Below are 22993 nucleotides of genomic sequence, written 5' to 3' on the forward strand. Positions count from 1 at the left end.
ATCAGTTGGCGAACGGGTTGGTGCCGTCGGGCCGGATCACCAGCGGGTTGACCTGGTTGACGATGTACGTGCCCGCCGGGCTGATGACGAAGCCGGCCTGGTTGCTGCTGTCGATGCACGCCGTCATCGTTCCGTCGGTACCGCAGCTGATCGTCCGGTAGCTCAGCCGCGTGTTGGCGGGCAGCGGCTTGGCCTCTGCCCCGACGACCGCGAATACCGAACCATCGGCGCTGGCGAAGCCCGGCGGTCCACCGGGGCCGCCGCTGACGAGGTTGGCTCCGCCGGGCGCGCCGGGCAGCGGCCCGCTGCAGCCGTACGTGCCATTCCGTTGCAGCACGCAGGTAGCTCCGTCCGGCGTGCTGAACGCGTACCAATTTCCGTCCATGACGGCGTACTCCGACGGCTTGACCGGCGTGTAGGCATTGACGTTCGGGGCCGGAGGTGCGGGCGGAGGGTCCGGTTGGGCGGCAGCCACGCCGGGCATGCCGATGGTGGCCGCTCCCACCGCGGATGCGATCCCGATCAGAATTCTGCTCACCACGACCACACAGTAAAGGTCGCGAATGTGAGGTGCAGCGTTACCGCGAGATTTATGCTCGCCAGCATCGTTGTGTCCCGCAAACACTACGAAGGGGAAATGCCCGCTGATCGCTCCAGCCCGGCACGGCTTCGACGACCCCCACCGGCCCCCTGTCAGCAACATCGGTTCGGACTCGCTCCCAGGTGGCGCCGAGGTCGGCACCGGCGCTCGCCCGGGCACGGGAAGCCCGATCGCTGGTTGGCGAGCCGCGGGGGTCGCCCGGGCAGCGCCGACGTGCCCTCGTCCCCACCGTCCTTGGCGCAAAACTGATCACGATCGCGGTGGTCTGGTGGTTGTGGCGGCTGCGTACCGACGACTCCACCGACGTTCCTGCGCTGACGTGGTCGCTGTCCGGTTGGCTGGCTGCCGCTGCTGCCGCCGCCATCGTCGTCGGACTGTTGGCCATCAACGGATACATCAACATTTCCGTATCGAATCACCCTGTCGTGACCCGCTATTCGGGTCTGTTGGTGGGCTGCGCGGTCGGCATCGCGGTGGGCACCGCATTGGTGTTCGGCATCGGAGGGGCCTTCGGACCCGTGCGCCCACGGGTCTTCCTGGGTGTGATTGCGCTGGTCGCGCTCGGCGCGCTCGCGGGACGGTTGCGCAATCCGAAGGCGCGGGTCGCCGGCTACCTGAGTGCGCTGACACTTGCCGCGATCATCACGTTCGGCCTCACGCCCCTCACGTCGCTGGCCGCCTCACCCGCGATGGGCAACGACGTGACAGACCCTGCAGTGGTACTGGCGAAGTTGATCTTCCTGCCGGCGCTGATATTCGCGGCGGTGTGGCTCATCGTCTCCGCGATCAGGCGGCGACAGTCGGGTTGGCTGACCTACCTGCTCACCGTGGTCGCCTGGATGGTCGTCATCACGGTGTGGGATTCTGTTGCCCCGCCCGTGCAACTGATGAACTTCGACGCCGTGCTGACGGTGCTGCTGGCGATCGCGGCGGGCTTGTACGCCCTGGGACTTCAGCGGGCGATCGACCGACTAGAGATCGTGGTCGCGACGGTGGTCACTTTCTTGTTGATCGAAGGCCCGATGATCGTGGCGCTGCTGCGCGAACCGCTGCAGATCCTTCCGATCCTGCTCGCCATCCTGGGTGTCGGGGCGGCCTCGGTCTGGCAGGACGCGCGATTCTTCCCGGACCAGGACGAGCAACGGCGCGCGATGATCCGCCTGGGCACCACGACGCTGTTCTACTACGTGCTGATGGCCGCGGCCTTCGCCATCGACATCGACGTCGTCGCGCTGGTCAACGGCCTCGAACAGTGGACGCTGAGCTTCTTCTCGATACCCCTTGCCCTGCTGTTGGTGGCCGCACGTCCGCGGGCCGAGGCTGCGCTCTCGTCCGAGCCGCCACCGATCGCTGACGGGCCTGCGGCCCCGGCGCCTGCGGATTAGTAACGGCCGGGACCCATCCCGGCCATATCCTCCAGCCGGCGGATGCGGTCGGCGATCGGCGGATGGGTGGCGAACAGCTTGCCCATCTTCTCGCCCGCGCGGAACGGGCTGGCGATCATCAGATGCGCCTGGTCGGCCAGCTGCGGCTGCGGCGGCAACGGGGCCGCCTCCACCCCGCCGGAGATCTTGCGAAGCGCCGATGCCAGCGCCAGCGGGTCACCCGTCAGCTCGGCGCCGGACTGGTCGGCCTGATACTCCCGTGACCGGGAGACGGCCAGCCGGATGACGGTCGCCGCGATCGGGCCCAGCAGCGAAACCAGCAGCAGCGCAAGGGGGTTCGCCCCGCCTTCGCGGTTACCGCCGAACATGCCCGCGAACATCGCGAGGTTGGCAAGCGCCGTGATCACCGACGCCATCGCGCCTGCCACACACGAGATGAGGATGTCGCGGTTGTACACGTGGGACAGTTCGTGGCCGAGCACCGCCCGCAACTCACGCTCATCGAGGATCTGCAGGATTCCCGTCGTACAGCACACCGCGGCATTGCGCGGATTACGACCGGTCGCGAAAGCGTTGGGGTTGGCCGTATCGGAGATGTACAGCCGCGGCATCGGCTGGTGCGCCGCGTTGGCCAGCTCGCGCACGATGCGATGCATGGCGGGCGCCTGCAGCTCGTTGACCGGCTGGGCGTGCATCGCCTTCAGCGCCAGCTTGTCGCTGTTGAAGTACACGTAGGCGTTCATGCCTACGGCGAACAGCACGGCCAGGAACATCACGTTCCTGCCGAACAGCGCGCCAACGAACACGATCAGCGCCGACATACCCACCAGCAACAAAAACGTCTTGAACCTGTTGGCATGCGGATGCCACGTCATCAGCTTCCTCCTCGAAAGTCTCCGCTGATCTAACGCTTCACCGGGCTGGATCGGTTCCGAAACCGGAAACCGTCAACCATGCCGGTTGACGGTGTAATCGACCAGCGCTGCCATCGCCTGCCGCCCGGGACCGTCGGGCAGGTAGACCAACTCGGCGCGAGCCCGCTCGGCGTACCGGGCGACCGTCGCCTTGGCCTTTGCCATTCCCGATGAACCCCGCAGCAGCCGCAGCGCCTCTGCCACGTCGTCGTCGTTCTCGACGGGCCCGACCAGCAGGCTGCGCAGCCGGTCGGCCTCGGGCCCGGACTCCCGCAGTGCGTACAACACGGGCAGTGTGTGGACGCCTTCGCGCAGGTCGGTGCCGGGCACCTTGCCGGACTCGTCGGGGTCGCTGTCGATGTCGATGATGTCGTCGGAGATCTGGAACGCCGTCCCGACGATGCCGCCGAGCCGGCCCAGCCGCTCGACCTGCTCCTCGTCGGCGCCGGAGAAGGTCGCCCCGAATCGGCCGGACGCCGAGATCAGGCACGCCGTCTTCTCGTACACCACCTTGAGGTAGTGCTCGATCGCGTCGACGCCCTCTTCGCTGCCCCGCGTCTCCCGCATCTGGCCGGTGACCAGCAGCGCGAACGTCTCGGCGATGATGCGAACGGCCTCCGGCCCCAGCCGCGACACCAACCGAGACGCCGTCGCGAACAGGTAGTCGCCCGCCAGGATGGCAATGTTGTTGCTCCACCGGGCGTTGGCGCTCGGGGCCCCCCGGCGGACCTGGGCCTCGTCCATGACGTCGTCGTGATAGAGCGTCGCCAGGTGCACCATCTCGATCACCGCACCTGCAACGGTGACCTGCCAGGCGTCGGGTTCTGGCCCGAGCCTGGCCGACAGCACCGTGAACAGGGGGCGGAAGCGTTTGCCACCGGCAAGGAACAGGTGGTGTACGGCCTCCGACATCAGTTCGTCGGCTTTGCCCAGCTCAGTGGACATCAGATCTTCGATGCGGGCAACCCCGTCCCGGACATCGGCGGCAAATGTTGCGTCGCCGAAGTCCACGCCCGCAACCACAGTCGCTGGTGTCCTCACCCTGCCAACATACTGGGAACCATGGACGACCGGTGGGCGGGAGCGCAGCGACCTGGGAATCGGGACCGACGAGCAGTGGCGTCGACAGCACCCTCCGGCGCGGAAGCGGGAGATCGGCTGCGGGCCGATGTCGTCGTGGTCGGCGCCGGGCCCGCCGGGTCGGCGGCCGCCGCGTGGGCGGCCCGAGCGGGCCGCGACGTCCTGGTGGTCGATGCGGCCCAGTTTCCCCGCGACAAGGCGTGCGGCGACGGCCTGACGCCGCGCGCCGTCGCCGAGTTGGAGCGACTCGGCCTCGGCGGCTGGCTCGACGGGCGAATCCGGCACCGCGGGCTGCGCATGTCGGGGTTCGGCGCGGACGTGCAGGTCGAGTGGCCAGGGAGGTCTTTCCCGTCCACCGGAAGCGCGGTCCCGCGGACCGAACTCGACGACCGCATCCGCTCGGTGGCCGCCGACGATGGCGCCAAGATGCTGCTAGGCGCCAAAGCCGTTGATGTTCGCCATGATTCGCGCGGCCGGGTGGACACGGTCGTCCTCGGTTCGGGGGCGGAGATCGGGTGTGGGCACCTCATCGTCGCCGACGGCGCACGCTCGACGCTGGGCCGCGCCCTCGGCAGGGTCTGGCATAAGGAAACGGTGTACGGCGTCGCGGTGCGCGGATACCTCGCCTCACCGCGCAGCAACGAGCCCTGGATCACGTCGCATTTGGAACTGCGGTCCCCGCAGGGCGAGGTGCTACCGGGCTACGGGTGGATCTTTCCGCTGGGCAACGGCGAGGTCAACATCGGCGTCGGGGCGCTTGCGACGGACCGACGACCCGCCGACGCCGCGCTGCGGCCGCTGATGTCGCACTACACGTCGCTTCGGCGGGAGGAATGGGGATTCGACGGCGAACCGCGGGCGGGGTTGTCGGCGCTGCTGCCGATGGGCGGCGCGGTGTCGGGCGTCGCCGGCCCCAACTGGATGCTGATCGGCGATGCGGCGGCGTGCGTCAACCCGCTCAACGGCGAGGGCATCGACTACGGCCTGGAGACGGGCAGGCTGGCGGCCGGACTGCTGGATGAGGCCGATCTGTCGCTGGCGTGGCCGGCCGTGCTGCAAGCGCATTACGGGCGCGGGTTCTCGGTGGCGCGCAGGCTCGCGCTGCTACTGACACTGCCCCGGTTCCTGCCGTTGACCGGCCCGATCGCGATGCGGTCGACGACGCTGATGAGCGTCGCCGTCCGGGTGATGGGCAACCTCGTCACCGACGAGGACACCGACCTGGTGGGGCGGCTGTGGCGGTCGGGGGGCCTGGTGTCGCGGCGCCTGGACGAGCGCCCACCCTTTGCCTGATTCCCCGGCGAGTTTTGGGGGGATTTGGTGGATTACGCCTTGGTGGCGGCGTGCAGCGCGACGATCCCCCCGGTCAGGTTGCGCCAGCGCACGTCCGACCAGCCCGCGGCGGCGATCCGGCGCGCCAACTCGGCCTGGTCCGGCCAGGCCCGGATCGACTCCGCGAGATACACGTAGGCGTCGGGATTCGACGACACGGCCCTGGCGATGCGGGGCAGCGCCTGCATCAGGTACTCCTTGTAGGCGGTGGCGAACAGCCGGTTCGTCGGCGTCGAGAACTCACACACCACCAGCCGCCCGCCGGAACGGGTGACCCGCGCCATCTCGCGCAGCCCCTCGCTGTGGTCGACCACGTTGCGCAGCCCGAAGCTGATGGTCACCGCGTCGAACACGCCGTTTGCAAACGGCAGACGGGTCGCATCACCCGCGACCTTCGGAACCTCGCGGGTTGCGCCGACGGCGAGCATGCCCACCGAGAAGTCGGCCGCGACACACCACGCGCCCGATGCGGCCAACTCCACCGTCGAGACGGCAGTACCCGCCGCGAGGTCGAGCACCTTGTCGTCGGGGCCGATGCGCAGCGCCGAACGGGTGGCCCGCCGCCAGTAGCGGTCCCTGCCCCCCGACAGCACTGTGTTGGTGAGGTCGTAGCGGCGCGCGACGGCGTCGAACATCGACGCCACCTCGCGGGGGTTCTTGTCCAGCGACGCCCGGCTCACCGGCCCGACGCTACCTGTGGCGGCGCCGGGCCGCGGAATAGCGGCGGCCGGTGAGACGTAGATTGCGGTATGAGCACACGGGTCTGGTTCATCACGGGGACATCGCGCGGCTTCGGGCGGGCCTGGGCGATAGGTGCGCTGGAGCGCGGTGACAAGGTCGCCGCGACGGCACGCGACACGTCGACGCTCGACGGCCTCGTGGACGCCTACGGTGATGCGGTACTGCCGATCGAGCTCGACGTCACCGACCGCAACGCGGACTTCGCCGCGGTCAAGAAGGCCCACGACCACTTCGGGCGCCTCGACGTGGTGGTGAACAACGCGGGTTATGGCCAGATCGGGTTCGTCGAGGAGTTGACCGAGCAGGAGGCGCGCGACCAGATCGAGACCAACCTGTTCGGGGCGTTGTGGATAACCCAGGCCGCCCTGCCGTACCTGCGGGCACAACGCAGCGGCCACATCATTCAGGTGTCGTCGATCGGCGGCGTCACCGCGTTCCACAACGTCGGCATCTACCACGCCTCCAAATGGGCGCTGGAAGGGTTGTCGCAGTCGCTGGCGCTGGAGGTCGCGGACTTCGGAATCCACGTGACGCTGGTCGAGCCTGGTGCGTTCTCGACCGACTGGGGCGGCTCATCGGCCAAACACTCCGACCCGATCGCCGACTACGCGCAGGTGCATGCGGAATCCGACCGCATCCGTAACGAGCGGATCGCCAAGATGGGTGACCCCGCGGCCTCTGCCGCCGCCCTGCTCAAGATCGTGGATGCACCCCAGCCGCCGTTGCGGGTGTTCTTCGGCGGCAGGCCGCTGTCGCTGGCCAGGGCCGATTATGAGAGCCGGCTGAAGACCTGGGAGGAGTGGCAACCGGTGTCCATCGAGGCAGAGGGCTGACTTCACCCCGTCCCCCCGTCAGGCGGCGCGGGAGAGGCGCTGGCCGAGCACGGCCTCGTAGTGGCCGAGCAGCTCATTGCAGATCGCGGGCCAGGTGCGGCCGAGGACGCTGCGGCGCGCGGCGGGTGAGTAGCGCCGCCGCTCACCGATCAGGTGGTCGACCGACGTGCCGAGCCGGGCTTCGAATTCGTCGACCGGCAGCAGCAGCCCGGTGCGGTAGGGAACGACCAGGTCCCGCGGTCCGCCTGCATCCGGCGCGATCACGGGCAGACCCGACGCCATCGCCTCCTGCACCGTCTGGCAGAACGTCTCGTGTTCCCCGGGATGCACGAAGACATCCATGCTCGCGTAGGCGGCGGCGAGTTCGGCGCCGTAGAGCGCACCGGTGAAGACCGCCGACGGCAGCGCCGCCCGCAGCTTCGCACGATCGACCCCATCCCCCACGATGACCAGCTGCAGATCGGCGCGGCCGGCCAACACCGCCAGGCGCTCCACGTGCTTCTCCGGCGCCAGCCTGCCGACGAACCCGACGATCGGTTTGCCTCCCGGTGACCACCGCGCGCGCAGTTCGGGGTCACCGGCCGACGGCGCGAAGCCGGTGATGTCAACACCGCGCGCCCAGTGATGGACCCGCGGAATTCCGTGCGCGGCAAGGTTTTCCATCGCCGAGGTCGACGGTGCCAGTGTGCGGTCGGCGCGGCTGTGCAGGTGACGGGTCCACGCCCACGCCGCACGCGACGCGATGCCGACACCGTAGCTCTGCGCGAAACCAGCGACGTCGGTCTGGAACACCGCCACGGTCGGCACGCCGAGGTGCCGGGCGGCGTGCAGCCCGCCGTACCCGAGCAGGGCGGGCGACGCCAGGTGCACCACGTCGGGGGCGAATCCGCGCAACACCCCGACCATCCGGGGCCGCGGGACACCCAGCGGCAACGACGTGACCTTCGGGAACATCCGCGACGGGACGCGGTGCACGCGCACCCCGTCGTGAACCCGGCCCGCACGTGGCTCGCCGCGCGGCATGTCCGGGGCGATGACCAGCACCTCGTGCCCGGCGCGCCGCAGATGCTCCATCACCCGCAGAACCGAGTTGGTGACACCGTTGACGTTCGGGAGAAACGACTCGGCGACGATCGCGACACGCACGCCACGATGCTCACATCGGCGGCTGTCCACCAGGTTGCGGACAGGAATACGACACGCGAAGGTCACGAACACCCTCGACTGCAACGGCCCCGGCGCGAACTCGCCGATTACCGTCCCCGCCCCGCCGGCCGGTGCTGTGATAGCAGTGACGGCCATGCCGGGTGAGCAGCCGTCCCGGCGCTCACCGGTGTCCCGCCGCGGTACCCATGGGAACGAGGTGGATCGATGACGAACTACCCGCAGGGGACGGTCCTGACCTGCAGTCACGAGAACTGCGGATGCCGAGTCCGGGTGGAGGAGGAATGCCATTGCGCCGAAGCGGGCGACGCCTACCGGTGTAGCTGCGGCGCGGAGATGGTTCCCGTCGAGGCGTGACCGACGCTCACCACTCGATCTGGGCGGTGTCGGAGATCACGTCCGGGCGAAGATCGCGGGGCGTGGTGCGGCCGCGGAACTGCGCCTCACTCAGGCTCGCGTCGAACACCACCTTGGCCTTGGTGGCGATATCCTCCACCGTCTTCTCCATGACCACGAACTCGGCGAACGGATCGCGCCGCTGCAAGCCGTCGAGTGACTGCGTGACGATGAACCCGCGGGTCCGCAGTTCGTCGCCGATCCGGTAGATCAGCAGCTTCCAGAATTCGATGGGCACGTGGACCGTCCGATACGGCGGATCGGTTTCGGCCAGGACGGGACCGGCCATCACGCTGACGCGCGAGTCGTCGCCGTCGACGCTGCCGAGCAGCGCGTTCTCCAGCCGTCCCCACACCCCCTTGAGGGCGGACTGATTGAAGTTGTCCATTTGCGGTGTGATGTTGGTGAGGAAGAAGGAGTCGGCGTTCGCCTTGACCGCCTCGGCACGCTCACCCCACAACAGGTCCGCCCGGCGGGCGATGTGGCCGCGATCGAGTCGGTTGCGCTTGTACACGTTGTTGCCGGTCTGCAGCTTGGCGTCGATGCGAGGATCGAGGGCGAACTCGAGGTCGTCCCGCCCGATCGGGTTCGGGTCATCGGGTCTCGGCAGGGCCGCTCCGTCGATGTTCCAGGCCACCCAGCGACACAGCTGACGACTCCTGCTGAGTGCCAACGAGAATCGGGTGTATTTCACGACGGGTGAACCATCGACGGCCACACAATCATCGATTTCCGTACACACCGGCACCTCGACGCGCTGCCCGACGAAGTCTGCGTCGTAGCCGGCGCGCCCGGCCAGCACGGCGCCAGCAGTTTCTGTTGTCATCGCCTGTCTCCTTATCTCAGCGGGCCGTCAGACCCAGGTACGCCAACAAGAAGTTCGACCACTTCTCCTTGTCCACGAATTCGACCGGGTAGAAGGTGTTTCCTGGTTTGTAGGCGCCGTGGTCGGCGTCGTTGTCGAACTCCAGCTGTGTCTTCGGGAAGTAGATCGCCAGCCCCTCCGAGCCGAATGCACCCTGCCGCGAGATCGACGCGTAGTTGTCGATCACCATGTCGGTGAGTGTCGTCCTGGCTGCGGTCGCCGTCTTGGCCAGCGCGCTGTCGACACCGCGGGCGTTGGCCACCTGATCGAGGAACCGGCCGAGGTCGATCGAGTTCAACCCATAACCCGGCGCGTAGTTCTCGCACGCGTTGCGCGCCTTGGTCAGTACCGGCAGCTGCGTCTGCCCTTCACTCCCGCCCGGCCCGTGCTTGAGGCTCTTGGCGGCGGCATCGGCGAACTTCGAGACCGCATCGGCCAACGCGGTTGTCTTGGACAGGTCGATCGCCGACAGCGTGGTGGCGTCGCGATCGCCGTAGTACTTGCGATAGCCCGACACCATCAGCGATCCGAGGCCCGCGGCATCGGTGCCGGCCGGATCGGCGACCAGAGGCTGTAGGAAATTGTCGTAGCTCCAACCGTCGCCGGGTTCGAGCTCCTCACTGCCGACCATCACCGAACCGCTGTCGCGCAGCGCATACGCGGTTTCCAGCATCGACATCAGGCAGGCGTCGAAGCCGATCACGTCGATCTTGCCGTCGGCCACCAAACCCAGCAGGGTGTCCTGGATTTCGCGGTTGTAGAGCTTGTCGCCGGTGTCCTCGTCGTGTGACACGTAGCGGACGGCCCCGTGCAACCGGGTGTCGTCGGGGATCGGCTCCAGGCTGCCCAGTTGGCCGTCCAGCCGGCCGCGGGCCGCCTCCCGGCTGCGGGCGATGCGGGTGAGGTCACGCCGGTCCAGGGGCATCCGCAGGATCTGCTTGCGTCGCCAGCCCTGCCCGTGATCCCAGATCGCCAGCATGGTGCGTTTGGCCGGGTAGGCGTCCCTGGCCCAGGTGACGAAATCGCCAAGTGCCGCACCGTCGCCCATGTTGGTCGCGCCGAGATCGGCCAGGGCGACGGCCTCGGTGGGTTTCATCCCCTTCTCGACGCGGAACCGCAGCGTCTTGGACCACGCGCCATACTTGGTGCTGTAATGCCGCTGGGGACGGCCGAATTCGACAAGGATGTTGACCGCACCGGTGCTGCCCACCTTGGCCATCTGGTCGAAGTTCTTGAACGAGAAGGGTTCCAGATTGTTCTTGGCGTTGAGGAACACCAAGATGTTCCACTCGGCGATCGCCGACCTCCTGGCGCGTGCCATCATGACACCTCCTGTAGTGACCGTGCGGTGCTGATCTGCACCGCCTCGCCGCAGAACGCGAGCAAGCCGCTCGTCATCTCGGCGATGACCTTCTTCATTTCCGGGTATGGCGGATGGAACGGGGTCGGGTTGTCCTCAGATCCCCATTCCACGGTGAACGCAAGCACTTTGGGCAGCGCCGGATCGGTGATGTGCCTGCTGTAGGTGTAATCGTCGGACGTCCCCGCCGTCGGATACAGGTTGGCCGACTGCTGCACCGCGTAGCAACGCCCGCGTGCCGCGGCGATGCCCTGTTGCATCGCGGCGCCAAGGCGGAGCATCAACGCGTGGTCGCCCTCGAGCAGATACTCCCGATAGGCGTCGTCGAAGACACCGCGCGTACCGTCGAAAGCCTTGTTGGCGAACGACATCGACGCGTCGCCTGCCTGGTTCTCGTCGTCACCCCAGCTGTACATGATCAGCTCGCCGTAGCTGTGGACGTCGACGAAGTAACCGATCTCGGGGTGCCGGTCGAGCAGCCAGACGACGTTGCGGGTCTCGGGTTCGGATTCCGCACCGGGTCCGACGTAGACCTCGGGATCACAGGGCCGCGTCGAACACGAGATCGGCGCGGACGGGGCGAACGCGGTGGTGAAGTCCCACAGGAAGTCGAAGTTGCGGTTCACGTCGACGCCGATGCAACTCTCGTCGCCGTCGCGGTCGGCAGGCGCGGGTCGGCGGTTCTTGCGCCAGTTCGGGTCGACGGCGAAGCTGTGGTTCCTGCCGTCCGGATTGACCTGCGGGAAAATGTAGATCGCCGCCGAGTCGACGAGCCGCTGAATGCCGGGCGCGCGGAACCGCCGGTTGCCGATCGCGATGCCCTTTCCGGCCTGCCACGCGGTCAGCAGCCGGTCGGCGAATGAGATCAGGATGTCCGGGCTGCCCCACTCCCTGGCGTGCACACCGCCGATCAACAGGATCCCCGGCACCTCGGCGTCGCGGCGGCCGATCCGAATGGCCTTGCACACCCGGCCTTCCCAGGTTCGGTGCGGAAGCTCGATGACTGCGGCGGCGGCGCGGTGCTTGGCGGCGAGCTCGTCGATGCGTGCCTCGACCTCGGCCACCGACAGGTAACCGCCAGGGGCCTGTCCGGACGGCGGGGGCTCACCGGGCCGCGCGGAGCGGGGAACCTGCGCGGGCGGCGGCGCGGTCGGCACGTCTTCGACATGGTCGACCTCAAAACCGGCCCGCGTCAGGCGGTCGAAGACGGCAGGCTCGCCGAAGGCTTGCACCCGGTAGCGGCCGTCGCCGAGTTCACGAAGTGTCTGCCGCACGATCTGCACACCCTCGATGCCTGCGAGGTCGGCCATGGCACGTTTACCCGCCCCGATGATGTTGACTCGCTGCATGGACCCACCCTCCCGCGTGTCACCGCAGCTCACATCGTGCGCGCGTGGACGGAATCGGACACGAGTATCGGCATACTCGAATCACGGCACCCGCCCCCGCAGGTGCCGCGCGATCGGCGACGAGCACCGCACGGTGCGGACGTAGGGTGTTGGTATGCGGGTGGCTCGGGTGCTGGTGGCGGCGCTGATGGTCGCGCTCCTGACACTCACCGCCGGGTGCACGCGTCAGGTCCGGGGCTCCGCGCTGCCCGATCCGCGCACACCCGGTACCGCGGTCACCGACGACGGGTTCGGCATCATCGTCGGCGATCCGGCGGCACCGGTGCACATCGAGCTGTTCACCGAACCGCAGTGCAGCCACTGTGCCGATCTGCAGGCCGATTTCGGTAAAGCGATCGGCAGCTACCTCAGCCTGGGCCTGCTGGCCCTGACCTATCGCCCGGTGGTCTTCCTGGACACGGCCACCAATGACCATTCGGCACGGGTGAGCAACGCCCTCTTCCTGGCGGCCGGACCGGATACGTCAGCCGCGGTCTTCCAGACGTTCGTCGAAGACCTGTGGGCACACCACGGGGTCGACGACGGGCCGACCGACGCCGAAATCGCCGACATGGCAACCAAAAGCGGCATCGCCGATGCGACGGTCGACAGGATCGAATCCGGCGACAAGGCGCTGGACGTCCAGGAGATGTCGGATACGAACTTCGGTTATCTACTCGATGTCGACCCGGTGAATCCGGGCACGCCGACGGTCTACGACCTCGATAACAACGACAAGATCGACATCTACAACGACAACTGGCTGTCCAAGTTGATGTCCGCGGCGTAGCGGGTCACTCCTCAACAGGCCTGGAGGTGGTCTCGATCGGCCTGGCGGCAGTCTCGATTTGCCTGGAGGCGAGGCGCTTCTGCACCGTCCCCAGCAGGATCAGCGCGCCGCCCGCGATCAGCCAACCCACCACCGCGATCGAGCCGGCGGGAATGATCGCCAGCGCCGCATTGCGGTCCTGCACCCGCACCAGGTCGGGGTCGTTCTTGTCGTACTCGACGTAGATCCGCATTCCGGTATCCAGTTCAGACGGGTAGAGCACCCCCAGTTCGGGCCGATACGTCACCCGGTCGGGCGTGACGAACTCGATCGTCGACCGGCGCGGGCCCGCACTGAGCACCTCGGCGGCGGCCACGCCCATGTTGCGTTCGATCTGTCTGTCGTCGCGCCACGCCCCGACCACCAGCAGCACCGACTGCAGCGTCACCATGCACGCGGCAATGACCACGCCGATGCGGATCCGCCGCAGGATCCGCTCCGTGCGGGTCTCGTCCGGCTCGCCGTACAGATGCGGGATCAGGTTGTTCCACAAGGCTTTCAACCAGGACCGCGCCGCATCGACGAGGATGTGCGCCCGCGACCGGACGGTCCCGGTGCGCGAGTGCACCCCAACGCTCACAGCGCGGCCTTGATCGACGCGTGCAGCGCACGCAACGACGACCGGTCGGCCTTCACCTCCAGGACCCGCATCCCGTCGAACGGTTCGGCCAGCGCCGCGGGGAGCTGGTCGACCTCGACCTGGCGGCTGTCGACGTGATACGCGCGGCACAGCCCGCCGACGTCGACGTCGTGCGGGGTTCCGAAGATCCGCGACGACACGTCGGAGAACCGCGGGTCGCCCTGCTCGAGCAGTTCGAAGATGCCGCCGCCGTTGTCGTTGGACACGACGATCGTCAGGCTGCGCGGCGCGGGCTCCGTGGGGCCGATCAGCAGTCCGGAGCTGTCGTGCACAAACGTCAGATCACCGATCAGGGCGACGGTGCGCCCGCCCGTCGGATCGTGCGCTAGCGCCGCACCGATGGCCGTCGACACCGTTCCGTCGATGCCTGCCACCCCGCGATTGGAGCGCACCGTGACACCGTGGCTGTCGAGGCCGACCAGCGCGGCGTCACGAACCGGGTTGGAGGCACCGAGCACCAGCTGATCACCGGGGCGCAGCGCGCCGGCCACGGCGGCAGCTACGTGCAACCCGGTCGTCAGCGGATGCGCATCGAGTTGGCCGCGCACGGCGTCGATCGCGTGGCTGTTGGCCTCGGCACACCGGCGCAACCACGCCGGGCTCGGCGCCCCGGTCAGGACGGCGCGGGTGCCGGTGGCCAGCGAGTTGCCCGACACGTCGGGCCAGCGCGGGCCGGTGGTCAGCGCATACACCGGGACCGACGGATCGGCCAGCAGCGCCGACACCGGGCGGTGCAGCGTCGGCCGGCCCAACATGATCACCTGCTGGGGGCGCAGCAGCCGCAACCCCAACGGGTGCAGCGGGTTGTCGGCGGGCGGAGCGGTCGGCTCGGCGACGGTCGGCAGCGCGGCCAGGTTCGGGTGGACACCCGCGCCGTGGCCGGCGATGACGACGGTGTCGGGGGTCAGGTCGATGTCCACGGGCTGGTCGAACGTCACCGCCGGCGTGTAGGTCCACGGTCTGCCCCCCGGGCGCCCCTCCGGGGCATACGATGCCGCGGGGTCGTGCTGCGGGTCGGGCACCAGGGGTTCGCGCAGCGGTATGTCGAACTGCACGGGGCCTGCGTTGGCGGTGCGGGATCCCTTGGCGGCCACCAATACTCGGCATGTCGCCGAACGCCATTGGGCGTTGAGGGTGGCCAGCTCACCGGGCGCGGCAGAGCGAAGCTCGGGGGCGAGGCCGAGGCTGATGACCGCCCGCACCTGGGTGCCGAAATAACCCAGCTGCTCGAACGTCTGGTTGGCGCCGGTGCCCAGCAGCTCGTAGGGGCGGTTGGCCGACAGCACGATCAACGGGACCCGCGCGTAGTTCGCCTCCACCACCGCCGGCCCCAGGTTGGCCACTGCGGTGCCCGACGTCATCGCGATCGGCACCGGGGCTCCCCCGGCGACCGCCAGCCCGATCGCGAGGTATCCGGCGGTGCGCTCGTCGATGCGCACGTGCAGCCTGATGCGGCCCGCGCGGTCGGCGTCGTCGAGGGCGAACGCCAGCGGCGCGTTGCGCGAACCCGGGCACAGCACCACGTCGCGAACGCCGCCGCGAATCAGTTCGTCGACGACGACGCGGGCCTGCGCCGTCGAAGGGTTCACCCCTGCAGCCTATCGGCGAAGAAATCCAGCACCGCGGCGTTGACGGCCTGCGGCTGCTCGATGAAGCCCAGGTGGCCTGCGTCGGGAATCTCCAGGTAACGACCGTTCGGCAGGGCGGCGGCGACCTCGCGGCCCAGGTGCGCGGGCAACACGATGTCGTCGGCGAATCCGATGACCAGGGTGGGGGTGGTGATGGCACGGTATGCGGGCAGCCGGTTGCCCTCGGGCTCGACGTCCAGCTGGCAGCGCAGCCCCGGCGTCGGCTTCGTCGGCCACATGGAGAACATCGCGATCCAGTCCCGCACGGCGCGTTCGTCGTTCAGCGTCCGTGGCGAGAAGCTCTCGATAAGCCGCACTTTCGCGTCGTAGCTGGCGGGCAGCCGAATCCCCGAGTCGTAGAGTTGGCGTTCGGCGGTGCGAAAGAACGCCCGGGCCTCGTCGTGCCTGCCCCTGGTCGCCATCAGTACGGTGCGACTGACCAATTCGGGGTGGGCCAGCATCAGTTCCTGGGCGATGAAGGACCCCATCGACACCGCGACGATGCGCACGGGCGCGATCCCGAGTTTGTCGATCAGGGCGGCGGTGTCGGCGACCATCTGCTTCGTCCCGAAGCCGTCGGCGTTCTCGGTGGCGCCGATTCCTCGGTTGTCGAAGGTGATCGCGCGGTAGCCGGCGCGCACGAACTCCGGCACCTGGTTCAGATGCCAGGTCCGGCCCGCCCCGCCGCGACCGGCGATGAACAGCACCGGCTCCCCGGTGCCGCGCTCGTCGTAGGCCAGATGCACACGACGACGCTACATCGAGCCATTTCGGCGTGCCCGGGCACGCCGACCCGCCCACACCCCGCGGTTGGCCCTCGTCAGCGCACCGGATCCGCCGACAACAGTTCGATCGCGCCTGCCTTGGTGGCCTCGGATGCCTTGGAAATGTGACCGGAGTCATAGGGCGGCTGCGGGTCGTACTCGAGGAACAGCTGAATCGCCCTGGCCCGGTCGTCGCCGGCGATCTGGCCGGCCAGCCACATCGCCAGGTCGATGCCCGCGGAGACACCGGCGCAGGTGACCACCCGGTTCGGTTCCGCCCCCGAGTCGACGACACGCTCGTCGTCCACCGGAACCGCCCCGAACTGCGCCAGGAACGGCAACGCGGCCCAGTGCGAGGTGGCGCGGCGACCGGTGAGCAGCCCCGCCGCCGCCAGGATCAGCGATCCGGAGCACACCGAGGTGGTCCACTCGGCCGTCCGGTGCGCCCGTCTCAGCCAGTCCAGCAGGACCTCGTCGCCAAGGTGCGCGAACGTGCCTCCCCCGCCGGGCACCACGATGATGTCGGGTGCAGGGGTGTCCTCCAATGAATGGGTGGCTTCGATCGACAGCACGCCCGAATCGGCGGTGACGGGGCCCGCCTCACGCCAGACGAACCGCACCTCGGCGCCGGCCAGGTTGCGCAGCACCTCGTAGGGGCCGATGAAGTCAAGGGCGGTGTAGCCGGGGTAGGTGACGATGGCGATCTGGGGCATGGCTGTCTCCTCTTGTCGTGTTGTCAGGCGAAGGTTCGGCGGTAGTGGTCGGGTGAAACACCCAGCCGTCGAACGAAGTTGCGCCGCATCGTTTCCGCCGTGCCGAAGCCGCACCGCGCGGCGATGGCGGTGACGGTGTCGTCGGTCTGCTCGAGCTGCCTGCGCGCGGCTTCGGTGCGGACCCGTTCCACGTAGGCGCCGGGCGCCTCCCCGACCTCGTCGGTGAACACCCGGGTGAAGTGGCGTGGGCTCAACGCGGCGCGCCGCGCGAGTTCGGCGACGCTGTGGGCGGCTCCCGGGCGGGATTCGATGATCTCCTGCACGTCGCGGATGGTCGCCCGCTTGGCGCGCGGCACCCACACCGGCGCGGCGAACTGGGTCTGGCCACCGGGCCTGCGCAGATAGAGCACCAACCATCGGGCCACGCTCTGGGCCAGCCCGGTTCCGTGGTCATCCTCGACGAGCGAGAGCGCGAGGTCGATGCCCGAGGTGACCCCGGCGGCCGTCCACACCCGCTCGGAGCTGCGCACGAAGATCGGATCGGCGTCGACCCGGACCGAGGGGAACTCCTCGGCCAGCGTCTTCGCGAACGCCCAGTGCGTGGTGGCGGTGCAACCGTCGAGCAGCCCGGCCTGCGCGGCCAGGAACGCCCCGGTGCACACGCTGACGACGCGGTCGGCGCGGGCCGCCGCGGCGCGGATCCACGCGATGACGTCGGCATCGGCACGCAGCGCATCGACTCCCCAGCCGCCGGGCAGCACCAGCGTGTCGATGGGCTCGCCGGTGTCGGTCAGCGGCCGAGCGACGAACGACAGGCCGGTGCCGGTCGTGACCGGCGCGCCGCCGGCGGAGACGATGCCGACGGTGTAGCCGTCGTCGTAGCGGTCCTGCGCCGCCAACCTCAGCGTGGCGGCACTGAACACCTCGAAGGGGCCGACCACGTCGAGGGCCTGAACCCCGGAGAAGCCGAGGATGACCACCGATCGCGTCATGAACTCCAGTGTCGGCGGCCGTCGTGATGGCGTCTACGCCATGGAGCCCACAGATCAGGACGTCGGCAGGGCTCCAGCCGGCAGGGCTCCGGCCGGTCTTCATTGTGCGGAGAGCACCGCCGCACACTCGGTGGTGCGATGGATCCACCACTGCCGGCGTTGGCGGGATACCTCCAGCGCCGCCAGCCGTTCCGGATCGGGCGTCACCGACCTGACGGGCAGACATCCGTGCACCGGTGCGATCGGTTCGGCGACGTCCTCGACGAACAGGCTGCCGGTGCCCAAACCGCAGGCGTGACGCAGGTCGGGCAGGCACCCCGCGGCCAGCAGTCCGCGCGCGATCCCGACCGCCGAATCCAGCGCGCTGGACACGACCACCGGAAGGCCGATCCGCGCGGCGATCTCCAGCGTCCGCGCCACCCCGCCGAGGGGGGCGACCTTGAGCACCGCGACGTCGGCGGCGTTCGCGCCAACCACCCGCAGCGGATCGTCGGCCTTACGGATGCTCTCGTCGGCGGCCACGGGCACATCGATCAGGCGCCTCAACTCCGCGAGTTCGGCCACCGTGGAGCACGGCTGCTCGAGGTACTCCAGCGCCCCGTCGGCGGTCAGCGCCCGGGCCGCGGCGACAGCCTGCGCCACGGTCCATCCTCCGTTGGCGTCGACCCGCACCGTCGGCACCACCGCTCGCGCCGCGTTGACCCGCGCCACGTCGTCGTCCAGCGTCTGCCCCGGTTCGGCGACCTTGACCTTGGCGGTGCGGGCACCGGGAAAGCGGGCCAGCACCTCGGGCACCTGCGCGGCGGACACGGCGGGCACGGTGGCGTTGATCGGGATCCGGTCTCGGTGCGGTGTCGGCGGCTCGGCGTATGCCGCCTCGATCGCCGACGCCAACCAGACCGCGGCCTCGGCAGGCCCGTACTCCAGGAACGGACCAAACTCACCCCAACCGGCGGGCCCTTCGATCAATGCGACCTCGCGAACATCGATGCCGCGGAAGCGAACCCGCATCGGCAGGGCGACGACGTGCAGCCGGTCGAGCAGGTCATCGAGTGCGGGCCTCACTCGTCCCATACTGCACCCGTGCCGTGGCAACGCCGCACCCGGCTGCACGTGCCCGCATCTGTGAATCACGACCCTTATCTGTGAATCATGACCCTTATCTGTGAATCATGAAAGGAAACACCGCGCCGGTGCCGTTCTCCCTTTCCCGCGCTGTGGCTTCGGTCACATCATGGGTTGACGTCGGATGCGAAGGGGGTCGCAGAAATGCCGTCAACGCCACTGGGGACCGGTATCGGATCACGCAGCATGGACAGCGTGACCACCGCGGTCCTGCACAGCGAGCTGATCCATCCACCAAAGGCTCACAGTAACAGGACAATCCGCCACTTCCATGTCGGCGCCACGGATGTCGGCCCGCTTGGGTTCGTAAAGGGCGGCACGCTGCTGGAGTGGATCGACACAGCCGCTTGTGACACCGCAACGCGATGGAGCGGACACCGCTGCGTCGCCGCCTCGGTCGGCGGCTTTCACCTCACCCGACCCATCGGCGTCGGCGACTTCGTCGAACTGGACGCCGCCGTCGTCCACACCGGCCGATCCAGCATCCACGTTCTGGTCGTCCTGCGAACCGGCGGCGCGGCGCTGCAAACCACTCAGTGCCCAATGGTTTTCGTCGTCGTCGACGAAAGCGGCAATCCCGTCGAGGCTCCCTCGTGGACTCCGCTCACCATGCTCGAACTGCAGCGCCATTGGCAAGCGCGGGTCCGGACCCGGATGCGCACCCTGGTCGAGGCCGCCATGGATTTCGATGACTGCTACACAGCGACCGTCCCCGGGACTTCCGTGCCGTGCGCCACGCGTCACGTCCTCGTCGGCCCCGCCGACGCCGACGTAAACAGTCGGGTTCACGCGGGCCGAGTGATGCGGTGGATGGACGAGGCGGCGCGGGTGTGCGCGGCCGATTGGACCCGCGCGCAGGCAATCACGTCCTACCTCGCCGGAATTCGCTTTCATCGGTCCATCGCCGTCGGCGATGCGGTCGAGATCACGGCGCGGGTCATCCATACCGAGCCTCGCAGCGTCCACACCGGCATCCGCGTCACCATCGACGCGGGCGGCGGCCGGCGCCTGGTGGCCCACGGGGTCGCCGTCATGGTGTCACTCGACGCCGGCGGCGCCGCCGAAGCCGTGCCGATATGGCAGCCCTCCTCCGAGGCGGACCGCCACCTCAAGGAGCGGGCTCGCCAGCTGGACGCACTGCGGCCGTTCACCGAACCCCTCACCGCGGCTGCGCCGACACTCGGCCACCGCGACAGTCGCCGTCGGCAATCTCGGAGCAATCGCGACATTTCCTCTGCTGCAACGGCCTAACGATTGTTCGCCAACGACACCAACAACACCAACGACACCAACGACACCAACGACACCAACGACACCAACGACACCAACGACGTTGAAAGGTGGACCGATGGAGACACCACAGACACTGCACGGCCAGCTCTACCTGCTGGCCTACGACCGCACCCGGCATCGATTCGATCTGGACAGGCGCTGGCTCCTCGGATTCGGGCTGCGCGCCGCCATGCTGACCGACCTCTTCCTCACCGGTCACCTGCGGGACGACGAGGGTATCGCATACCGGGCGATGGCATCGCCGCCCGGTGATCCGTTGCTGTGCAGCGTATTCAACACTGTCGACGTGAAACGACCGAAGACCTGGGCGTGGCTGGTCGCCGCACACAAAGAACGGGCCCCTGCACTCGTACGCGATCAACTCATCGAAGGCGGCTGGCTTCGGTCACGGCGATCCTGGACATTGGGCGTCATCCCCAGCGCCCGGATCCGACCTGATGACGAGGACGTCGTCATCAGTCTGGCGGACCGCGCGATCGTCGCACTCGGCGGCGCCACCGCGGGCCGGCCTGTCGACCCACGGCACCTTGCCCTGGGACTGCTCGGCGTACTCGCCGAGATGCCAACGCTGCCGAGCCCTCACCAAAGCGTCACGCGCGCCAGGGAAGTGCGGGACCTGACCGAGTTCGCCGCGGCGCCCATCGTAGGGCTGAGCAAGGCGGTGATGTCCGCGTACGACGAGGCGCGAGGCCGCAGCAGCGGCACGTACGTCACAGCCGGCAGCAGCGGGTGCGGCGGTGGCTGCGGCGGTGGCTGCGGGGGTTGTGGTGGCTAGACTGCGGCGCGGCCGTCGGCGCATCGATCGGGTGGAGGCTGCGCTGGCCGCGCTCGAACTTCCTCCCGCCGTGTTCAGGACATGTCCGTGGCGGCCGCGCCATCTCATCGACGAAGGTCTGCGACAGTGGTTCCGCTGCTGCGCGCCTGGGATGGGCGACGGGCGCGTCATCGGGATGCCCTCGCGCGCTGTGGACGAGGCCTGGCATGGCCTGATCCTGTGCACCGTGCGGTATTCGGCGTTCTGCACGGAGGCTTACGGCACGTATCTGCATCACCACCCCAGGGGTGGCGAGGCCATTGGCATTCCGGGGGCAACGGATTCGATGGACGATCAGCTGCGCCGCACGGTGCTCGCATGGTCGAGGGTGGCAAAGCCCGGTGAAGAGTGCGTCCTGTGGGATCTCGACGAACGTGTCGGTGTGGACGAGCCGTGGGGAGTCGACCTCGCCTGGGCCGCGACTGTCCAGACGGCAGCCCCGCGACCGCACCTCGCCGTGCGGCCGACGATCACACCGTTGCCCGGGCCCGGCCTTCCCAGTAGGGCTTCCTCAGGTCCTTCTTGAGGATCTTGCCGGTCGGGTTGCGCGGCATCTCGTCGACGATGTCGACTGTGCGGGGGCACTTGTAGTGCGCCAGGCGCTCGCGGCACCACCCGATGAGCTGCTCGGCCGTCGCGAAATCATCCAGCACGACAACCGCTTTCACGGCCTCTCCCCACTTCTCGTCGGGGACGCCGATGACGGCCGCCTCCACCACTGCAGGGTGGTCGGCGAGCACCCGTTCGACCTCGATCGAGTAGATGTTTTCGCCGCCGGAGATGATCATGTCCTTCAGGCGGTCCTCGACGAAAACGTATCCGTCCGCGTCCACGCGCCCGATGTCACCGGTGCGGAACCACCCGTCGGCCGTCACGGCGTCGGCGGTCGCCTCCGGGCGATTCAGGTAGCCCTTCATCAATTGCGGTGTTCGGAACCATAATTCACCCTGATCGCCGGCCGGGACATCGTTGAGCGTGTCCGGGTCGACCACCCGCACCTCGACACCGCCCAGCGGCTTGCCCGCGCTCACCAGCCGATCGGCGCGGCCGCCGTCGCGGTGATCTGCGGCTGAGAGGGCCGTCACCGCACCGCACACCTCGGTCAGTCCGTACACCTGGATGAAATCGGTGTCCGGCCACGCCTCCAGCGCCTGGTGCAGCAACGGCAGCGGCATCGGCGAGGCACCGTAGCCATATGTCTTGAGCGCCCCGAAGAGCTTGACCGCGTCCGGGCCGGCCTCCAGCACCTTCGCCAGCACCGCGGGCACAAGGAAGGTCCGGTTGGCGCCCTTGAGGATCGCGCCGGCCAGCGACATGGCGTCGGGATCGCGGGTCATCACGCTCGGCACCCCGCTGTGGACGCCGAACTGCACATACGCCGACCCGCCGACGTGAAACAGCGGCATCGACACCATGTTCACGTCGTCGGGCTCGACCGCCCAGTCGGCGAATGCGTTCACCGTGTGTGCGATGACGTTCGCCTGCGTGAGAGCAACGCCCTTCGGCCTGCCCGTCGTCCCCGATGAGTACATCACCATGCACACGTCGTCGGGCTCGACGTCGGAGGCGCGGCCCACCGCCGTCGCGCCTGCGATCAACGCCTCGTACTCGTCACCGTCACCACCGGTCGGCGTCAGCGCGAACACCCGCTGCACACCGGTGAGCCGGTCGCGGATCCTGTCGATCGTCGGCGCCAGCTCGGCTCCGACCACGACGACCTTCGCCCCGCTGTCGTTGAGGACGAAGTCGAGTTCGTCGCCGGAGAGGCGGAAGTTGACCATCGCATTGGCGGCGCCCAGCGAGGCGGCGGCCATCGTCAACTCCACCCCGGCGGGATGGTTCTTGTCGAGGTACGCGACGACGTCGCCGCGCCGCACGCCGAGTGTGGACAGGGCGCCCGCCAGCCTGCGGACGCGATCGTTCCACTGGGCCCACGTCCACGTCCGATCGAGATAGGTGAACGCCGTTTCGTCGGGTTTCGCCTGCGCCCAGTGCGACAGCCGGTCATCGAGGAATCGGGGTTCGGGCAGCTCAGACATGTCACGAGCGTGCCACGCCGTCGGAGTCCGTCAGTCGGGTTTGGCGAACCCGGACACCGAACTTCTCAGGCCTGAGAAGTTCGATGAAAACTCGATG

At 68.5% G+C, this 22993-nt stretch carries 22 protein-coding genes and 1 pseudogene; 8 read left to right on the forward strand and 15 right to left on the reverse strand.

Annotated elements, in window-relative coordinates; all coding sequences use genetic code 11:
- Position 1: 1 nt before the first annotated feature.
- On the reverse strand, positions 2 to 547 hold the full coding sequence (locus ADBZ6K_RS12170) for a hypothetical protein (protein ID WP_526346893.1): 546 nt from the start codon (positions 545 to 547) through the stop codon (positions 2 to 4).
- 176 nt (positions 548 to 723) lie between these two features.
- On the opposite strand from ADBZ6K_RS12170, the gene ADBZ6K_RS12175 reads away from it, so the two are divergent.
- Positions 724 to 1986, forward strand: a complete 1263-nt coding sequence (locus tag ADBZ6K_RS12175; protein WP_526346895.1) for a hypothetical protein — start codon at positions 724 to 726, stop codon at positions 1984 to 1986.
- On the opposite strand, the gene htpX is transcribed toward ADBZ6K_RS12175, so the two are convergent.
- Both htpX and grcC1 read right to left on the reverse strand, forming a co-directional pair.
- Complete coding sequence (htpX, locus tag ADBZ6K_RS12180; RefSeq protein ID WP_526346897.1) at positions 1983 to 2861, reverse strand: zinc metalloprotease HtpX; 879 nt, start codon at positions 2859 to 2861, stop codon at positions 1983 to 1985. The genes ADBZ6K_RS12175 and htpX overlap by 4 nt on opposite strands.
- A gap of 72 nt (positions 2862 to 2933) precedes the next feature.
- Positions 2934 to 3941: a nonaprenyl/(2E,6E)-farnesyl/geranylgeranyl diphosphat synthase gene (gene grcC1 / locus ADBZ6K_RS12185; protein ID WP_526346899.1), complete on the reverse strand. Its 1008-nt coding sequence runs from the start codon at positions 3939 to 3941 to the stop codon at positions 2934 to 2936.
- Between the two features lie 75 nt (positions 3942 to 4016).
- Here grcC1 and menJ point away from each other — a divergent pair, with 75 nt between their 5' ends.
- Positions 4017 to 5273 carry a menaquinone reductase MenJ gene (gene menJ, locus ADBZ6K_RS12190; RefSeq protein WP_526346901.1) on the forward strand — a complete coding sequence of 419 codons (1257 nt, stop codon included), beginning with the start codon at positions 4017 to 4019 and terminating at the stop codon, positions 5271 to 5273.
- Positions 5274 to 5305: 32 nt separating this feature from the next.
- Here the strand turns inward: menJ and ADBZ6K_RS12195 are convergent, their stop codons facing one another.
- Positions 5306 to 5992, reverse strand: coding sequence for a demethylmenaquinone methyltransferase (locus ADBZ6K_RS12195; protein WP_526346903.1), 687 nt, complete (start codon positions 5990 to 5992; stop codon positions 5306 to 5308).
- Positions 5993 to 6061: 69 nt separating this feature from the next.
- Between ADBZ6K_RS12195 and ADBZ6K_RS12200 the strand changes: the two genes are divergently transcribed.
- The gene (locus ADBZ6K_RS12200; RefSeq protein ID WP_526346905.1) at positions 6062 to 6886 is read left to right on the forward strand and encodes an SDR family oxidoreductase; all 825 of its coding nucleotides are present in this window, start codon (positions 6062 to 6064) and stop codon (positions 6884 to 6886) included.
- Positions 6887 to 6904: 18 nt separating this feature from the next.
- Here the strand turns inward: ADBZ6K_RS12200 and ADBZ6K_RS12205 are convergent, their stop codons facing one another.
- Positions 6905 to 8032, reverse strand: coding sequence for a glycosyltransferase family 4 protein (locus ADBZ6K_RS12205; protein WP_526346907.1), 1128 nt, complete (start codon positions 8030 to 8032; stop codon positions 6905 to 6907).
- A gap of 225 nt (positions 8033 to 8257) precedes the next feature.
- Here ADBZ6K_RS12205 and mymT point away from each other — a divergent pair, with 225 nt between their 5' ends.
- The gene (gene mymT, locus ADBZ6K_RS12210) at positions 8258 to 8407 is read left to right on the forward strand and encodes a copper-binding metallothionein MymT (RefSeq protein WP_526346910.1); all 150 of its coding nucleotides are present in this window, start codon (positions 8258 to 8260) and stop codon (positions 8405 to 8407) included.
- Positions 8408 to 8414: 7 nt separating this feature from the next.
- On the opposite strand, the gene ADBZ6K_RS12215 is transcribed toward mymT, so the two are convergent.
- From ADBZ6K_RS12215 to ADBZ6K_RS12225, 3 genes are read right to left on the reverse strand one after another with little or no spacing between them, the layout of a single operon-like run.
- Positions 8415 to 9272 (reverse strand): DNA/RNA non-specific endonuclease, encoded by an 858-nt coding sequence (locus ADBZ6K_RS12215; protein ID WP_526346912.1) that lies wholly within the window; start codon positions 9270 to 9272, stop codon positions 8415 to 8417.
- Between the two features lie 16 nt (positions 9273 to 9288).
- A complete protein-coding gene (locus ADBZ6K_RS12220) occupies positions 9289 to 10632 on the reverse strand; it encodes a clostripain-related cysteine peptidase (protein WP_526346914.1) in 1344 nt (447 codons plus the stop codon).
- Positions 10632 to 12020, reverse strand: coding sequence for a M14 family metallopeptidase (locus tag ADBZ6K_RS12225; RefSeq protein ID WP_526346916.1), 1389 nt, complete (start codon positions 12018 to 12020; stop codon positions 10632 to 10634). The genes ADBZ6K_RS12220 and ADBZ6K_RS12225 overlap by 1 nt, the downstream gene beginning before the upstream one ends.
- 154 nt (positions 12021 to 12174) lie before the next feature.
- Here ADBZ6K_RS12225 and ADBZ6K_RS12230 point away from each other — a divergent pair, with 154 nt between their 5' ends.
- Positions 12175 to 12849 (forward strand): DsbA family protein, encoded by a 675-nt coding sequence (locus ADBZ6K_RS12230; protein ID WP_526346918.1) that lies wholly within the window; start codon positions 12175 to 12177, stop codon positions 12847 to 12849.
- A gap of 4 nt (positions 12850 to 12853) precedes the next feature.
- On the opposite strand, the gene ADBZ6K_RS12235 is transcribed toward ADBZ6K_RS12230, so the two are convergent.
- The 6 genes and pseudogenes from ADBZ6K_RS12235 to ADBZ6K_RS12260 form a co-directional block, all read right to left on the reverse strand.
- Complete coding sequence (locus tag ADBZ6K_RS12235; RefSeq protein WP_526347232.1) at positions 12854 to 13417, reverse strand: DUF3592 domain-containing protein; 564 nt, start codon at positions 13415 to 13417, stop codon at positions 12854 to 12856.
- A gap of 47 nt (positions 13418 to 13464) precedes the next feature.
- Positions 13465 to 15117 (reverse strand): 2-succinyl-5-enolpyruvyl-6-hydroxy-3-cyclohexene-1-carboxylic-acid synthase, encoded by a 1653-nt coding sequence (gene menD / locus ADBZ6K_RS12240; protein WP_526346920.1) that lies wholly within the window; start codon positions 15115 to 15117, stop codon positions 13465 to 13467.
- A complete protein-coding gene (locus ADBZ6K_RS12245; RefSeq protein ID WP_526346922.1) occupies positions 15114 to 15902 on the reverse strand; it encodes an alpha/beta fold hydrolase in 789 nt (262 codons plus the stop codon). Before ADBZ6K_RS12245 ends, menD begins: the two co-directional genes overlap by 4 nt.
- A gap of 77 nt (positions 15903 to 15979) precedes the next feature.
- Positions 15980 to 16633: pseudogene (locus ADBZ6K_RS12250) on the reverse strand (DJ-1/PfpI family protein); the annotation flags it as partial.
- Positions 16634 to 16656: 23 nt separating this feature from the next.
- Complete coding sequence (locus ADBZ6K_RS12255) at positions 16657 to 17625, reverse strand: GlxA family transcriptional regulator (protein WP_526346924.1); 969 nt, start codon at positions 17623 to 17625, stop codon at positions 16657 to 16659.
- 99 nt (positions 17626 to 17724) lie between these two features.
- On the reverse strand, positions 17725 to 18699 hold the full coding sequence (locus ADBZ6K_RS12260) for an o-succinylbenzoate synthase (protein ID WP_526346926.1): 975 nt from the start codon (positions 18697 to 18699) through the stop codon (positions 17725 to 17727).
- Between the two features lie 246 nt (positions 18700 to 18945).
- Between ADBZ6K_RS12260 and ADBZ6K_RS12265 the strand changes: the two genes are divergently transcribed.
- The 3 genes from ADBZ6K_RS12265 to ADBZ6K_RS12275 all read left to right on the forward strand — a co-directional run bounded on the left by ADBZ6K_RS12265 (position 18946) and on the right by ADBZ6K_RS12275 (position 21383).
- Positions 18946 to 20001, forward strand: coding sequence for an acyl-CoA thioesterase (locus ADBZ6K_RS12265; protein WP_526346928.1), 1056 nt, complete (start codon positions 18946 to 18948; stop codon positions 19999 to 20001).
- Between the two features lie 97 nt (positions 20002 to 20098).
- The gene (locus ADBZ6K_RS12270; RefSeq protein WP_526346930.1) at positions 20099 to 20818 is read left to right on the forward strand and encodes a GPP34 family phosphoprotein; all 720 of its coding nucleotides are present in this window, start codon (positions 20099 to 20101) and stop codon (positions 20816 to 20818) included.
- Positions 20808 to 21383, forward strand: a complete 576-nt coding sequence (locus ADBZ6K_RS12275; protein WP_526347234.1) for a UCP032817 domain-containing protein — start codon at positions 20808 to 20810, stop codon at positions 21381 to 21383. Before ADBZ6K_RS12270 ends, ADBZ6K_RS12275 begins: the two co-directional genes overlap by 11 nt.
- On the opposite strand, the gene ADBZ6K_RS12280 is transcribed toward ADBZ6K_RS12275, so the two are convergent.
- Positions 21328 to 22896, reverse strand: a complete 1569-nt coding sequence (locus ADBZ6K_RS12280) for a long-chain-fatty-acid--CoA ligase (protein WP_526346932.1) — start codon at positions 22894 to 22896, stop codon at positions 21328 to 21330. The genes ADBZ6K_RS12275 and ADBZ6K_RS12280 overlap by 56 nt on opposite strands.
- Positions 22897 to 22993 lie beyond the last annotated feature (97 nt).

Origin of the sequence: Mycobacterium sp. (genome assembly GCF_044223235.1) — a bacterium.
GTDB lineage: Bacteria > Actinomycetota > Actinomycetes > Mycobacteriales > Mycobacteriaceae > Mycobacterium.

Excerpts from the sequence above, each read along its gene's own strand:
- ADBZ6K_RS12230 (WP_526346918.1), top strand. The coding sequence starts at position 12,175 with ATGCGGGTGGCTCGGGTGCTGGTGGCGGCGCTGATGGTCGCGCTCCTG.
- ADBZ6K_RS12225 (WP_526346916.1), bottom strand. The coding sequence starts at position 12,020 with ATGCAGCGAGTCAACATCATCGGGGCGGGTAAACGTGCCATGGCCGAC.
- mymT (WP_526346910.1), top strand. The coding sequence starts at position 8,258 with ATGACGAACTACCCGCAGGGGACGGTCCTGACCTGCAGTCACGAGAAC.
- ADBZ6K_RS12270 (WP_526346930.1), top strand. The coding sequence starts at position 20,099 with ATGGAGACACCACAGACACTGCACGGCCAGCTCTACCTGCTGGCCTAC.
- ADBZ6K_RS12200 (WP_526346905.1), top strand. The coding sequence starts at position 6,062 with ATGAGCACACGGGTCTGGTTCATCACGGGGACATCGCGCGGCTTCGGG.
- ADBZ6K_RS12220 (WP_526346914.1), bottom strand. The coding sequence starts at position 10,632 with ATGGCACGCGCCAGGAGGTCGGCGATCGCCGAGTGGAACATCTTGGTG.
- ADBZ6K_RS12215 (WP_526346912.1), bottom strand. The coding sequence starts at position 9,272 with ATGACAACAGAAACTGCTGGCGCCGTGCTGGCCGGGCGCGCCGGCTAC.
- htpX (WP_526346897.1), bottom strand. The coding sequence starts at position 2,861 with ATGACGTGGCATCCGCATGCCAACAGGTTCAAGACGTTTTTGTTGCTG.
- ADBZ6K_RS12255 (WP_526346924.1), bottom strand. The coding sequence starts at position 17,625 with ATGACGCGATCGGTGGTCATCCTCGGCTTCTCCGGGGTTCAGGCCCTC.
- ADBZ6K_RS12260 (WP_526346926.1), bottom strand. The coding sequence starts at position 18,699 with ATGGGACGAGTGAGGCCCGCACTCGATGACCTGCTCGACCGGCTGCAC.
- ADBZ6K_RS12280 (WP_526346932.1), bottom strand. The coding sequence starts at position 22,896 with ATGTCTGAGCTGCCCGAACCCCGATTCCTCGATGACCGGCTGTCGCAC.